The organism is Paenibacillus sp. FSL K6-0108, assembly GCF_045040695.1.
GTDB lineage: Bacteria > Bacillota > Bacilli > Paenibacillales > Paenibacillaceae > Paenibacillus > Paenibacillus pabuli_B.
Genome location: NZ_CP150288.1, coordinates 3,622,898 through 3,636,276, shown reverse-complemented (window position 1 = coordinate 3,636,276; position 13,379 = coordinate 3,622,898). Strand labels below are relative to the sequence as shown.

Here is a 13,379-nt window from a genome sequence, read left to right as displayed (position 1 = left end):
ATGAAATAAACAATTCCGATCGATTAAAAAACAGTCGCATATGTAGTTTATATGTATACGTATAGACTGACAAGCATTAGTTCACGAGCCTCATGAGCTAATAAAAAACGACCTGCGAATGCAGGTCGTTTTTTATTGCAAAGAAGTTTGCATGGTAATGACAGATTATGCTTTTGGAGCAATCATTTTTGCCGGATCAACGTACTGATCGAATTGCTCTTCCGTAAGCAGTCCTGTCTGCAACGTTGCTTCTTTCAGCGACAATCCTTCCTTGTGTGCAAGCTTGGCAATTTTGGCTGCATTTTCATAACCGATATGCGGATTAAGCGCAGTCACCAGCATAAGCGAGTTATTCAGATTGTGTTCAATCTGACCGAGGTTAGGCTCAATGCCCACCGCACATTTATCGTTAAACGCAACGATGGAGTCAGCTAGGAGCTGAACAGACTGAAGGAAGTTATAGATAATAACCGGTTTGAACACATTCAACTCAAAGTTACCCTGACTTGCCGCGAAGCCGATTGCCGCATCATTGCCCATTACTTGCGTAACCACCATGGTCATGGCCTCACTCTGGGTTGGATTCACTTTACCCGGCATAATGGAACTGCCCGGTTCGTTCTCCGGAATACGAATCTCTCCCAGACCACTGCGTGGGCCACTAGCCAGCCAGCGAACATCATTGGCAATTTTCATCAAGTCAGCTGCAAGCGCTTTAACTGCACCGTGAGCATAGACCACTTCATCATGACTTGTCAGCGCGTGAAATTTGTTAGGTGCGGATACAAAATCCTTGCCCGTATGTTTGCCAATTTCCTTGGCTGTAAAATCACCAAAGTCAGGATGTGCATTAATTCCGGTTCCCACCGCTGTACCACCAATGGCAAGTTCTTTCATATATTGAACACTATCTCGAATCATGCGTTCACTCTTCTCAAGCATCGCTTCCCAGCCGCTGATCTCCTGACCGAGTGTAATCGGCGTTGCATCCTGAAGATGGGTACGTCCAATTTTGATGATATCCTTGAACTTTTCCGATTTGTCCGCAAAAGTGGCTTTCAGAACCGCGATTGCCGGCAAGAGCTGATCTTCAACAGCAAGCACACCTGCAACATGCAGAGCTGTTGGGAATGTGTCGTTGGAGCTTTGGGACATGTTCACATCATCATTTGGGTGCAGACGTTCTTCCTTGCCCTTTTGTTCAAGCAATTGGTTGCCCAGGTTGGCAATGACTTCGTTTACATTCATGTTGGACTGTGTTCCGCTGCCCGTTTGCCATACCACGAGCGGGAAATGATCATCAATCCGGCCTGCAATAATTTCATCAGCGGCATAAGCAATAGCATCCGATTTGGCAGCAGACAACTTACCTAATTTATGGTTACTGGCAGCAGCGCTTTTTTTCAAAATGGCAAGTGCACGCACAACTTCCATCGGCATATGCTCGCGACCAATTGGAAAATTTTCCTTGCTGCGCTGCGTTTGAGCTCCCCACAGCCTGTCGGCTGGTACTTTCATTTCACCTAACGTATCTCTCTCAATGCGGTATTCCACTTGATTTTCCTCCTCCAAAAAGATGATTTGGGTCTCTAAAAATACGTATACATTCTTTTCTTCACGGCATCTTGCATCTGTTGAATCCAAAGTTATCCTAGGAATTAATGCAAAATGCTCTTATGGGCAAAGGCTTGTGTATCTTGTCATATTATACATGATTGCCAGACAGCTTTTCACCTTTTCGACAAAATTGTAAGCGTATCGCAAAATGTCTGAATATTTATTTTTGCGATTTGATCGGATAAAGACGACTGGTTTGCTCGAATAATTCACCCGGCTCAAGACCAATCAGACCGATTTCTTCAGCAGGAATGCCTTGTACGTTCGGTGCGTTAACCAAGTTCATCTGTGGCTCAGGACAGAAGAAGCCTCCAGCCATGTTGTTATTCCAAATCATCCAGTGCTTATACGACGTCCCTACATCATATACAAGCTTGTCTCCAGTACGATGATCTGTAAGCTCCATATAATTGCGCCCATTCTGCGGTTCAGCTGTGTAATGATTATCCATGGCTGCAAAAAACGGACTAACGCCTTCGGCTTTTAATTGCTCTTCCTCTGGTGTAAGCGGTTGAAATTGTCCCGTAGGCAAAGAACGTTCGTTCAACTCACGACGCTGACCAATCGTTATCTTGGCCGTGTAATCGGATGCTTTGCTTTCCGGTGCAAAAGGTACACTGATGGCTGTATGGAATGCGAACAAATTCGGCATGCGTTCCTTCCCGTTATTGCGGGCATTCAATTGCTGCTGCAGTCCAAGACTACTCAGTGAATAACGAAGCGTCACTGTGAATGTGAAGGGCAGGTATTTGTAGAATACGTGTCCTTCCTTCACTTCCTGACTGAGCACGACATAACTCTCCAGCTCGTCAGATCCGTAGCCATCAACCTTCCATTCGGCTTCATGCAGGAATCCATGCAAATGATTGCCTGTAGCCGGTTCGTTCACAGGTAATTGGTAGACTTCACCGTTCCAGGGAAAGCGACCGTCCTCATAACGATTTGGCGGGGAAAGAATCGGAATACCATATACTGCAGGTGCAGCCGTAAACTCATCCATATGTTCCTGATCCGGCTCACGCAAATAACGGAAGCCCTGCTCTGTATCACGGAAAGCGACAAGGTTGGCACCTACGCTCGGAATGACAGCCGCTTCAAATTGATTAAAACGAAGCCAGACCGCTGGGATCCCTCCAAATTGTTCTTCAAAAGCTGCATTTTGCTGTGTCATCGTTATATGTACCTCCTGCATACTAAGGTTATATTATACGGCTCGACTATATCATGACCGCGCACAAAATACCAATCTATGATAGAGAACAAATTCATGATGTAACGACAAAAAAAGACAGCTACGAAGCTCCGTGGCTGTCTCCATCCATTTTTGCTGCTGAAATTGAACCATGCGGGATTTCTATGAGCCCATGCAGGGCATCGGCTCTATTTATCCACATATTTTCCATGATCCGGAACGGCGGACTGTTCGAAATCAACATCCAGTCGCTCCAGCGAATCTCTCAGCATTTTTCCCGTTAAGGAATGTCCGTGCCCGGTAACAGCAACTGCGGGCTCCAGTCTTCGAATATGTTGAACCGATCGATGGGCCTCCTGCCAATCCGTCGTGAAATATGCAGGTGGACCGTTCAACTGTTTGTCCTGAAGCAGCACACTCCAGAGGGATTCCTGTTTCACGGTGACGATTGCGTCTCCTGCAATCAGGATACGATCTTCTTCACGAAATAGCGACACATGGCCCGGTGTGTGACCAGGTGTATGCAGCCATTTCCATCCGCAAACACCTGGAATAGAATGATCGTCAGGCAGACTGAATATCCGATCATCCAGATTAATGGCCTCATTGGGATAAGCGAATGACAACCTTGCCATTAACCCGCCACCTACGGAAGGGTCGGCAGGGGGATAATCTTTTAAACCTGTTAAAAAGGGCAGCTCCAGCGGATGTGCATACACCGGAACACCCCAGAATTGTTCCAGCTCAATGACAGTCCCCACGTGATCAAAATGACCATGAGTCAAAATAATCGCAGATGGCGGACCAGGAAACCGTTCAGCTGCAATATGAAGGATCTGATCAGTGAAACTCGCCATACCCGTGTCCACAAGCACCCAGTTCCTGCTTCCAGGCTCCCCGATGAACACAACATTAACAAACAGTGTACGCAGACTGAGGATATCGTGCGCGACTTCTTCGAGTCCCGTCATTCCTGCTGTAATCAGATTGTCAGATGCCATTCACGGTTACCTCCCATTCAGGCGAATTGTCTCTCTGGTTCCATTCATCTGTCATAGACTTCCCTTTTCTGGAGTAACTATTCTTATTGCGAATAAAATAGACGGTGGACACCCTGTTTCAGGCATACACCGTCTAGTATAGTCAGCTACATTCCATAATAGAACAAGAACTTATCGAAGTCATTACGCAGGATAAGCATCCAGTGCAGCATCAAGCAGCTGATTGTACATATCGTCATCGTTTTCCAAAAGCTCGTCCATACGCAACAGCTCTTCTTCATCACCGGATTGCTCGGTAAAGTGCAGGCTATAATCCCAATCCTTGCCGTTCTTGCTCATGAATGTAATTTCATAAACGGACTTTGCGCCTTCTGCACGAAAAACCGTATTTCCTACATAATTCTTTTCATCTTCACGACGCATCTCCGCACGAATAATCTCAATAGTCACCATATTCTCTCCTTTAATCTCTCATCTGTTGCAGGTCTCCACAATTAATGGTAAACCTAGTTTGGTAATTATTATTGGTTAATTGTACAATATATATCGTAGCAACGTATACCTTGTTCAAAAAGGGAACCAAACTGACTCCTTACATACCTGTAATGAGGACTATAATAACAAACAGCTACGACATTATACCAAACAGGAGGAAAAAATAGCATGAACCATTTTGAAACGAATTTACAACAATATGCCGAACTGGCTGTCAAAGTCGGTGTTAATGTCCACCCTGGGCAGACTCTCGTCGTGAACGCACCAATCTCGGCAGCGCATTTTGTACGCCTGATTGTCAAAGCCGCTTACGGCACAGGTGCCAAACTGGTCAAAGTGAACTGGAGCGATGAGGTTATTACACGTCTTCACTATGATCTAGCACCAGAAGAATCCTTCTCCATTGAACCCAAATGGTTTGCAGGGGAAATGACTGAACTCGTAGAAGAAGGTGCCGCAATCCTGCATGTCATTGCAGAAAATCCGGACCTGCTTGCAGGTGTTCCTCAGGAGCGGATCGTGACAAGTCAGAAAGTTCGCGGTAAAGCGATGGAAAAATATCGTTCATATCAAATGGCTGACAAATTCAGCTGGTCCATTGTGGCAGTTCCTTCACCAGAATGGGCAGCCAAAGTATTCCCTGATCTTCCGGCAGAGCAGCAAATTGATAAATTGTGGGATGTCATCTTCAAAACCGTTCGCATTGGTGAGCAGGATGCTGTCGCTGAATGGAAAACGCATTTGCTGAATCTCGACTCCCGCGCTGATCTGCTTAACGAAAAAAAATACAAAAAGCTTCACTATACTGCCCCTGGCACAGACCTGACTATAGAGCTTCCTGAAGGCCATCTGTGGGTATCTGGTGGCAGCATCAATGAGCAAGGACATGTCTTTGTTGCCAATATGCCTACAGAGGAAGTATTCACAGCTCCCCTCAAAACCGGAGTGAACGGCACTGTTCGCAGCACCAAACCACTAAGTTATGGCGGCAACCTGATCGACGGTTTCTCCCTGACTTTCGAGAATGGCCGAATTGTCGATTATACTGCTGAACAAGGACTTGATTCATTGAAAAGCCTGATTGAGATGGATGAAGGCGCGCATTATCTAGGCGAGGTAGCTCTCGTTCCACATCAATCACCAATTTCCGATACAAATATTTTGTTCTACAATACCCTTTTTGATGAAAATGCATCCAACCATCTAGCTATCGGTAATGCCTATGCCTTCTGTCTGGAAGGTGGCAAAACGATGTCCAAGGAAGAATTGATCAAGCATGGCATGAACTCCAGTCTCACGCATGTGGATTTCATGATTGGATCGGGAGAAATGAATATTCATGGTGTCACTTCCGAAGGTAGCGAAGAGCCAATCTTCCTGCAAGGCAACTGGGCTTTCTAATTTAAATGATTAAAAGAGAGAGAGGATCTATCCTCTCTCTTTCCCTGCGTATGTGGGCAATTCATGTGATATGGAGGAACTTGATATGTTGAGTTTTGAACAAAAACTGGATCGATACGCTGAACTGGCCGTAAAAGTAGGAGCCAACGTTCAGCCCGGGCAAATCTTCGTTATCAGCGCGATGATTGATACAGCTGAATTCGTGCGATTGCTGGTGCGCAAAGGCTACGAAGCCGGAGCAAAAAAAGTCATCGTCAAATACTCGGACGAAACGGTCAATCGACTGCGGTTCGAAATGGCGCCAGAGGATTCTTTCCAGGACCCACCGAAATGGCATGCTGCCGAACTTGAGGAGCTGGCATCGAATGATGCTGCGTTCTTGACGGTATTGTCATCCAGCCCGGACCTGCTGAAAGGTATCGATCCAGAACGCATTTCCACCCACCAGCGTACATACGGTCAGGCGATGTCCAAATACCGGCAGTATCAACAGGCCGACAAAATGAGCTGGACAGGAGTAGCCTGCCCTTCGCCGGATTGGGCAGCTAAAGTATTTCCCGACCTTCCCCCTGCCGAGCAGATGAATCAGCTCTGGGAAGCCATTTTTGCTGCTGTGAGAGCCGATCTGGATGATCCTGTTGCGGCTTGGGAACAGCATATTGAGCGTTTGGAGCAAAAAGCAGTTGCCCTGAACAGCAAAAAATATAAAGCTCTGCATTTTGTCTCATCGGGAACCGACCTTACCGTTGAGCTTCCTGAAGGTCACATTTGGGCGCAGGCTGGCAGTGTCAACGAACAAGGCACTCGTTTTGTCGCCAACATTCCGACAGAGGAAGTGTTCACAGCGCCAGCCAAATATGGGGTGAACGGCAAAGTGTCCAGCACCAAACCGCTCAGTTACGGCGGAAGTATCATTGATCGTTTCTCCCTTACATTTGAGAAGGGACGCATCATTGATTTCCATGCTGAAGAAGGTCAGGATACACTAGAAAGACTCATCAATATGGATGAAGGCTCGCATTATCTCGGTGAGGTTGCTTTGGTGCCCTTCCATTCTCCCATCTCGGAAAGCGGTATTCTCTATTACACAACGCTATATGATGAGAATGCTTCATGTCACCTCGCGATCGGCAGTTCTTATGCCTTCAATATTGATGGTGGCAAAACCATGTCAACCGAAGAGCTTGCAGCTCGCGGCATGAACTCCAGCATTACTCACGTGGACTTCATGATGGGATCGCCTGAAACAAACATTTATGGCGTGACTGCGAATGGCGAGCGTGAAGCCATCTTCCTGAACGGCGACTGGGCTTTCTAAGCCATTTGTGTCTGTTATTCTACGATTATTAAATATCACATAGAGGCTGCCCTTCTGACCATGACCGAGTGGTTAGTGAGGTGGCTTCTTTCTATATTTGGCTATACTTTTTCTGCTTCAGTCGGACTAACCCCCCATTGTATCGCTTCCATATAATGTTGTAAAATGAAATGATACCAATGTTTGTGGATTGTTCACCAGAAAGGAGAACATCATGGCCAATCGGCTCCAATTACTCTTAGCCTCAGATTTCCATAATTTGGGCCCCCAGCTTCAAGAAGAAGTGTACTACGAATACTATAATATGGTTCATGGTCTCATCGTTTACATCATCAAGGAACGTGCTGCAGCAGAAGATATTATCCAGGAAGCTTTTATCAAAATCATCAAGAACAAACCTATCTTCGACAACGAAGTCAAACTGAAAGCATGGCTGAAGGTTGTCACACGGAATACCGCCATTAATTATCTGAGAAAAAATAAAAATAACCGTAACCAATTGGATACGGATAGTGTTTTTATAGATATGGAGACAATTAATCAGACGGCAGCCTCCGTGGAGAGCACGGTGGAGACGCAAATGATGCAGGAGTCCATCGAGTTCTATCTGGAACAGCTTAAGCCGGAATACCGTGTACTCGTGGAGCTGCGCTGGAAAGAAGGTCTTTCCTACCGGGAAATGGCTGATCTGCTTGATACATCCGAAGAAATTGTGAAGCAACGTTTGTTCAGAGCCCGCGGAAGTATCAAGAAGAAATTACATAAGGAATGGGGTGGAAGTATTGAGCAAAGGCAAGTCCGATAAGCATATTGATTCATTCGATTCAGAGCTGGAAGACGATTTTTTCGATGCCGCATTTGATATGGCTTTTGACGAAGCCTTCCATCAGGCTGTATCTGCCACCCCTGCCTCCAACACCGAACCCATGCGTCAATCCTGGCTCCGAGTTCAAAAGGAAATTGACCAGCTTGGCGTACGCAAGAAAAGAATGCGCACCATACGTTTATCAGTCATTGTGGCTGCATCCGTGACCATCGGCGCCGTCATCTTCAGTCTTCCTTCCGGGACACAAGCTGTTTCTCCCTTTGTTCAATCAATTAAGGACTGGGGTAACGGCATGAAATCCATTGTGATCGAGGATCGCACCACCAAACTAGGCGCTGATCCGTCGACAGCCAAGACACCTCCACCTCCTGAACGAGGAATCAATGAGGCTCCCACTTTTTCCAGTGGAGATGAACCACTCGACGAAGAAGGAGAGATTAAACTCCCCTTCTATGAGGAGTCACACTTGCTTGAACCTATTGTTGTAACAAAGGATATTGCGCGCTCGGGATTTAAGGGTGACTTTTTGCTGTCAAAAGCCATACCGAAGCGGTTTACAAAGATTAAATATGAACTTATGCTGGATACCCTCAACCCTGTCAATCCGGAAGATTATTATGAATCTCAACGAATGAGGGTTCGTTATAGTGGCGAAGGCAAAAATGGTGAAGAAGAAGTCATTCAGTTTGATTATGCCTATGTTTCACCTGGTCAGGTCATTGAGGGGCCCATGCTTCGCGAAACAAGTATCGTCAAATTGGCTGATGGCAGCGATGCATTTATGTACCTCGGCCCCCCCTATAATACCTTTCAATGGATGATGGGTTCTGTAAGCATGAGCTTATTTGGAACCGTCTCGGAAGAAGAGATGATTGCCATTGCCAATGACCTGCAGGAGCAGAAATTTCCGGGCAGTACCCGTTAATCAATCAAAATAATACGTTGCTAGAAATATGAGTGGTTGTCTCAGGTTTGACTCCATCATCTGCCTTATGAAGACTGACGACACGATAATAATAACCGGTTATAACCGTCCAGCTCGATTGGGCATTGAGAGATTGCGTTTGCGTTTTCTTCTTGGTACCGGATTGATAGAGTATCCAGGCCGAACCCGTCCAGCGTTCTAGTCGATAATCAACTTGCAGTGATTTCATTTCCGAGAAGGTCGTTGTCGTTGTATTTACAATCGCAGTCAGCCCACCTCCAGGTGTAACCGTCCCCACTGCCTCATAAATATATTTTGGGGAAGACAATGTATTAACACTTGGTTCCAAAGGAGGTGGTGGCGGAGTAAGCGCGTGCGGTTTGATACTCGGACTGGCGGCAGCTACCCCGGCGGTTGGTATGGCAAGTATCATGGGTGCCGATAGTGCTGCAACAATCATGACTTTCAGCATGGACGTTATTCTCATTTTTCGCATATGTATCCACCTTTCGCTTCCAAATTTTGTTTTTGTGTAAATATTAAACGGATGTAGTGGTTTGAAGGTTTCAAAAAAAATAAAAGACGCTCCGACTTACCTGTCGGGAGCGTCTTTTTGTTCTTTATGCATCTTCCGGTGAATATATACCGAATGGATGAAACCTAAATAATTCCATTCCGTATCCATAAAGTAACGTTGATATGAAATTACTCTCACATGCCTCAGACCAAATGACAGGCTACAAAATGTTCCGCCCCCACGTTCCGATACGCCGGGATTTGCTGCTTGCATATATCTTCTGCCCATGGACAACGTGTATGGAACTTGCAGCCGGTTGGCGGATTCACCGGACTGGGGATATCCCCTTTAAGCACAATTCGTTCCCGTTTCAATTTGGGAATCGGCACAGGTACAGCTGATAGCAGCGCTTTCGTATACGGATGCAGTGGATTGCCGAACAACTCATCTCTGGAGGCCGTCTCGACCATGGAACCCAAATACATTACACCAATGCGATCACACAGATGCTCTACTACACTAAGATCATGTGAAATAAACAAGTATGCAAGGCCTCGCTCTTGTTGAAGCCGTCTGAACAGGTTGATAATCTGGGCCTGAATGGATACGTCCAGTGCAGATACCGGTTCATCTGCGATAATCAGTTTTGGATTCAAGATCAAAGCTCGGGCAATTCCAATCCGCTGTCGCTGTCCACCAGAGAACTCATGGGGAAAGCGATCAATATGATAGGATGACAATCCGCAGGCTCCGAGTACCTCCTCGACGAGATCACGCACCTCGCTTGCAGGCGCCAGCCCATGATCCAGTACAGCCTCTCCGATTGCATCACCAATGCGTATGCGCGGATTCAATGAGCTGTAAGGGTCCTGGAAAATAAGTTGAATCTGCGGACGGATCTTCCGTACTTCCTGCATGGACAAATGATGCAAGTCTATACCTTGAAAACGGATCTGTCCCTCCGTTTTCTCCGTTAAGCGAACGATGGTTCTTCCAACGGTGCTCTTGCCACTTCCGGATTCACCCACTAATCCAAACGTCTCGCCTTCATGGATTGTGATGCTTATATCATCGACTGCCTTAACATGGGCTACTGTACGATTCAACAGACCTTTGCGCACGGGAAAATAGGTTTTGAGATGTTCGATTTCCAATAATGGTTCAGACATGGCTCAATGCCTCCTCATACAGCCAGCATGCAGCCTTCTGTTCGGGTCCAAGCTGCTTCAGCGTCGGCATTTGTGTGGTGCATATCGACATACAGTGCTCGCAACGATCAGCAAAATGGCATGAATCTTTTAAGGATAGTGGATCAGGTACATGTCCGGGTATAGAATACAATTCGTCCTGCCTCTGATTGATTATTGGTTTGGAGCGAAGCAAGCCCTGTGTATATGGATGTTTGGGAGATTCAAATAATTGCACGACTTCCCCCTCTTCCACCACTTTGCCTGCATACATCACAACAACATAATCCGCCATTTCAGCTACAACGCCAAGGTCATGCGTAATCATCAGAATGGAGGTTCCTGACTGGGACTTGATGTGTTGCAACATATCCAGTATCTGCGCCTGAATAGTCACATCCAGTGCGGTCGTTGGTTCATCTGCGATTAACAGTTTCGGGTTACATGAGATGGCAATAGCGATCATAATGCGCTGCAGCATCCCTCCACTCAGCTCATGCGGATAGCTGTTTGCAATCTGTTCGGGGCGTGAAATGCCAACTTCGGCAATCAGCTCAACTGCTCTGGCGCGAGCCTGCTTTTTGCTCATTTTCAAGTGCACAATCAGTGGCTCCATCAATTGCTCACCGATTTTCAGCACGGGATTCAGCGATGACATCGGTTCCTGGAAGATCATGGAGATGTCGTTTCCCCGGATGGCACGCAGTGAAGATTTACTTTCACGGAGCAGATCCCGTCCACCAAAACGAATCGCACCGCCTACCACCTTGCCAGCTGGTTCTTCGATCAGTCCCATGATCGACATCGCGGTTACACTTTTGCCGCAGCCCGATTCACCAACGATGCACACTGTTTCCCCTTCCCGTACATTCAGACTTACGCCGTCCACAGCTTTAACTTGGCCCTCTTCGGAGTAAAAATGAGTTTCAAGTTGCTCAATTTCAATCATATTTTGCATGAGTCGTGCTCACCTTCTCTTCTGTTTGGGATCTAATACGTCTCGAAGACCATCACCAAAAATATTAATCGCAATAACGGTCACGAAAATGGACAACCCTGGCGGAATCCATAACCACGGATGCTGTTGAAAATCAATCATGTTGTTGGCCGCATCGATCATATTGCCCCATGTAGGTGTTGGCGGCATGACACCCAGTCCAAAAAAGCTGAGTACCGACTCGCTGAGAATGGACCCTCCGATATTCAGAGTAGCCATGACGATGAGAAGCGGGACAATATTGGGCAGAAGATGGTGAAACAGTTTGCGACGGTCACGCAAGCCCAGAACTACAGCAGCCTGCATGAATTCACGCTCACGCAAACTTAACATCTGTCCCCGCACCATTCGGGCCATACCGGGCCAGTTAACAAAGCTGAGCATCAGCATGACGATATACATTCTGGAATCTGGCGGAACTTTCCAATCCGATAACAAAGCACCGAAAATGAACAGCAGCGGCAGTCCCGGAATCGTAAGCAGCAAATCGGCAATCCGCATAATGACTTGATCAACGATGCCGCGATAATATCCGGCGATGGCTCCAAGCAAGGAGCCGATAAAAACGGATAGAACCATGGAGGCCAGACCAACGGTGAGCGAGATACGCCCAGCCATCAGCACGCGGGTAAGCACATCCCTGCCGAGCGCATCCGTACCAAGCCAATGATGGATGCCTGGACCTTGTTTCATTGCTGCCATATTGATCTTGTTATCGGTATAAGGTGAGAACAGCGGGCCAATAAAACAAGCCACAAACATCAACAAAACCACTACGAATCCGCCAACGGCAAGTTTGTTTTTGAGCAGTCTTCGGAGCGACAATTTCCATAAAGAGGATTTGGCAGGAACCGTTAAAGGTAAGGCAGATTCTGCGGCATTTCTCGTTACAGACGGTGAAGAGATTGTCATTTTCATAACCCCCTTATTGCAAACGGACACGCGGATCTGCGACGTGATAGAGCACATCAGACAGAAGCGTTCCAATGACGGTCAGGATGGCGATAAACATCGTAAAGCCCATCAGGAGCGGATAATCCCGCAGCGAAAAGGACTGCATATATAACTGACCGATACCGGGCCAGCTGAATATTTTCTCAATAATCAGTGATCCGCCGAATAAGGACGGCAGCTCGAATCCAATCAGTGTAATTGCAGGCAGCAGAGCATTGCGCAAGGCATGGGTGTATAACACCTTGCTTTCTTTTAAACCTTTGGCTCGTGCTGTTCGAATATAATCCTGCTTAATCACATCAATCATGTTGCTGCGGAAGTAACGGGTAAGTGAGCCTACCCCAAGCAGAGTCATCACAATTACAGGCAAGGTCATGTGCTGAATCACCTCTTTGATATAGGCCAGACCGGTAGCATTGCTTCCTGTGGTCATCATTCCGCCTGGAGGCAACCACTTTAAGTCAACCGCCAGCAGTTTAATCAAAAACAATCCGATAAAGAAAGATGGCACGGACATGGCTGCAAATATGCCTATCATCACAAAAGTATCGAACCACGAGTACTGCTTATAGGCAGCAATCACACCGATAATAACCGCGATGAACCAGGTCAGGAACGTCGTCACCGCAGCTAACAGGAATGAATTCCAAATATATTCGTTAAACAGCGCGAGCACTGGCTTTTGTTGTGCCAATGAATATCCGAAGTCCCCATGTACAGCATTTTTCATCCAAATGAGATAGCGTTCGATAACTGGCTTGTCCAGTCCATACAATTCACGCAGCTCGGCCTTACGCTCGGGACTCAGCTTGATGTTGCTGGAGATGTAGTCGCCAGGGGTAAGTGCATACAGGCTGAATATCAGGACGGATGCGGCCAGCAAAATAAGAACCATGTATGTCATCCGTTTCACAATGTAAGTGCTCATGTCAGGCTCCTTATCAATGCG

At 46.7% G+C, this 13,379-nt stretch carries 13 protein-coding genes; 4 read left to right on the top strand and 9 right to left on the bottom strand.

Features of this window, described 5'->3' with window-relative positions:
• Positions 1–165 precede the first annotated feature (165 nt).
• The 4 genes from fumC to MHB49_RS16505 form a co-directional block, all read right to left on the bottom strand.
• Positions 166–1,554, bottom strand: a complete 1,389-nt coding sequence (gene fumC, locus MHB49_RS16520; RefSeq protein WP_405156922.1) for a class II fumarate hydratase — start codon at positions 1,552–1,554, stop codon at positions 166–168.
• Positions 1,555–1,777: 223 nt separating this feature from the next.
• The gene (locus MHB49_RS16515; protein ID WP_405156921.1) at positions 1,778–2,788 is read right to left on the bottom strand and encodes an aldose 1-epimerase; all 1,011 of its coding nucleotides are present in this window, start codon (positions 2,786–2,788) and stop codon (positions 1,778–1,780) included.
• Between the two features lie 209 nt (positions 2,789–2,997).
• Entirely contained in the window at positions 2,998–3,810 is an 813-nt protein-coding gene (locus tag MHB49_RS16510) for an MBL fold metallo-hydrolase (protein WP_405156920.1), read from the bottom strand.
• A 183-nt stretch (positions 3,811–3,993) separates the two neighbouring features.
• On the bottom strand, positions 3,994–4,263 hold the full coding sequence (locus tag MHB49_RS16505) for a hypothetical protein (RefSeq protein ID WP_348773272.1): 270 nt from the start codon (positions 4,261–4,263) through the stop codon (positions 3,994–3,996).
• A gap of 210 nt (positions 4,264–4,473) precedes the next feature.
• Here MHB49_RS16505 and MHB49_RS16500 point away from each other — a divergent pair, with 210 nt between their 5' ends.
• From MHB49_RS16500 to MHB49_RS16485, 4 genes are all read left to right on the top strand, one after another.
• Positions 4,474–5,706 carry an aminopeptidase gene (locus MHB49_RS16500; RefSeq protein WP_405156919.1) on the top strand — a complete coding sequence of 411 codons (1,233 nt, stop codon included), beginning with the start codon at positions 4,474–4,476 and terminating at the stop codon, positions 5,704–5,706.
• Between the two features lie 85 nt (positions 5,707–5,791).
• Positions 5,792–7,024, top strand: a complete 1,233-nt coding sequence (locus MHB49_RS16495; RefSeq protein WP_405156918.1) for an aminopeptidase — start codon at positions 5,792–5,794, stop codon at positions 7,022–7,024.
• 214 nt (positions 7,025–7,238) lie between these two features.
• Positions 7,239–7,829, top strand: a complete 591-nt coding sequence (locus tag MHB49_RS16490) for an RNA polymerase sigma factor (protein WP_024632024.1) — start codon at positions 7,239–7,241, stop codon at positions 7,827–7,829.
• Positions 7,807–8,775: a hypothetical protein gene (locus tag MHB49_RS16485; protein ID WP_405156917.1), complete on the top strand. Its 969-nt coding sequence runs from the start codon at positions 7,807–7,809 to the stop codon at positions 8,773–8,775. The genes MHB49_RS16490 and MHB49_RS16485 overlap by 23 nt, the downstream gene beginning before the upstream one ends.
• Positions 8,776–8,779: 4 nt before the next feature.
• Here MHB49_RS16485 and MHB49_RS16480 read toward each other — a convergent pair whose 3' ends face one another.
• The 5 genes from MHB49_RS16480 to MHB49_RS16460 all read right to left on the bottom strand — a co-directional run bounded on the left by MHB49_RS16480 (position 8,780) and on the right by MHB49_RS16460 (position 13,358).
• Positions 8,780–9,271: a hypothetical protein gene (locus MHB49_RS16480; protein WP_405156916.1), complete on the bottom strand. Its 492-nt coding sequence runs from the start codon at positions 9,269–9,271 to the stop codon at positions 8,780–8,782.
• Positions 9,272–9,495: 224 nt separating this feature from the next.
• A complete protein-coding gene (locus MHB49_RS16475; protein ID WP_405156915.1) occupies positions 9,496–10,461 on the bottom strand; it encodes an ABC transporter ATP-binding protein in 966 nt (321 codons plus the stop codon).
• Entirely contained in the window at positions 10,454–11,437 is a 984-nt protein-coding gene (locus MHB49_RS16470) for an ABC transporter ATP-binding protein (RefSeq protein ID WP_247902900.1), read from the bottom strand. Before MHB49_RS16470 ends, MHB49_RS16475 begins: the two co-directional genes overlap by 8 nt.
• A gap of 9 nt (positions 11,438–11,446) precedes the next feature.
• Positions 11,447–12,388 carry an oligopeptide ABC transporter permease gene (opp4C, locus tag MHB49_RS16465; protein WP_405156914.1) on the bottom strand — a complete coding sequence of 314 codons (942 nt, stop codon included), beginning with the start codon at positions 12,386–12,388 and terminating at the stop codon, positions 11,447–11,449.
• 13 nt (positions 12,389–12,401) lie between these two features.
• On the bottom strand, positions 12,402–13,358 hold the full coding sequence (locus MHB49_RS16460) for an ABC transporter permease (RefSeq protein WP_405156913.1): 957 nt from the start codon (positions 13,356–13,358) through the stop codon (positions 12,402–12,404).
• Positions 13,359–13,379: the final 21 nt, after the last annotated feature.

Excerpts from the sequence above, each read along its gene's own strand:
- MHB49_RS16515 (WP_405156921.1), bottom strand. The coding sequence starts at position 2,788 with ATGACACAGCAAAATGCAGCTTTTGAAGAACAATTTGGAGGGATCCCA.
- MHB49_RS16510 (WP_405156920.1), bottom strand. The coding sequence starts at position 3,810 with ATGGCATCTGACAATCTGATTACAGCAGGAATGACGGGACTCGAAGAA.
- MHB49_RS16505 (WP_348773272.1), bottom strand. The coding sequence starts at position 4,263 with ATGGTGACTATTGAGATTATTCGTGCGGAGATGCGTCGTGAAGATGAA.
- MHB49_RS16500 (WP_405156919.1), top strand. The coding sequence starts at position 4,474 with ATGAACCATTTTGAAACGAATTTACAACAATATGCCGAACTGGCTGTC.
- MHB49_RS16495 (WP_405156918.1), top strand. The coding sequence starts at position 5,792 with ATGTTGAGTTTTGAACAAAAACTGGATCGATACGCTGAACTGGCCGTA.
- MHB49_RS16490 (WP_024632024.1), top strand. The coding sequence starts at position 7,239 with ATGGCCAATCGGCTCCAATTACTCTTAGCCTCAGATTTCCATAATTTG.
- MHB49_RS16480 (WP_405156916.1), bottom strand. The coding sequence starts at position 9,271 with ATGCGAAAAATGAGAATAACGTCCATGCTGAAAGTCATGATTGTTGCA.
- MHB49_RS16475 (WP_405156915.1), bottom strand. The coding sequence starts at position 10,461 with ATGTCTGAACCATTATTGGAAATCGAACATCTCAAAACCTATTTTCCC.
- MHB49_RS16470 (WP_247902900.1), bottom strand. The coding sequence starts at position 11,437 with ATGCAAAATATGATTGAAATTGAGCAACTTGAAACTCATTTTTACTCC.
- opp4C (WP_405156914.1), bottom strand. The coding sequence starts at position 12,388 with ATGACAATCTCTTCACCGTCTGTAACGAGAAATGCCGCAGAATCTGCC.
- MHB49_RS16460 (WP_405156913.1), bottom strand. The coding sequence starts at position 13,358 with ATGAGCACTTACATTGTGAAACGGATGACATACATGGTTCTTATTTTG.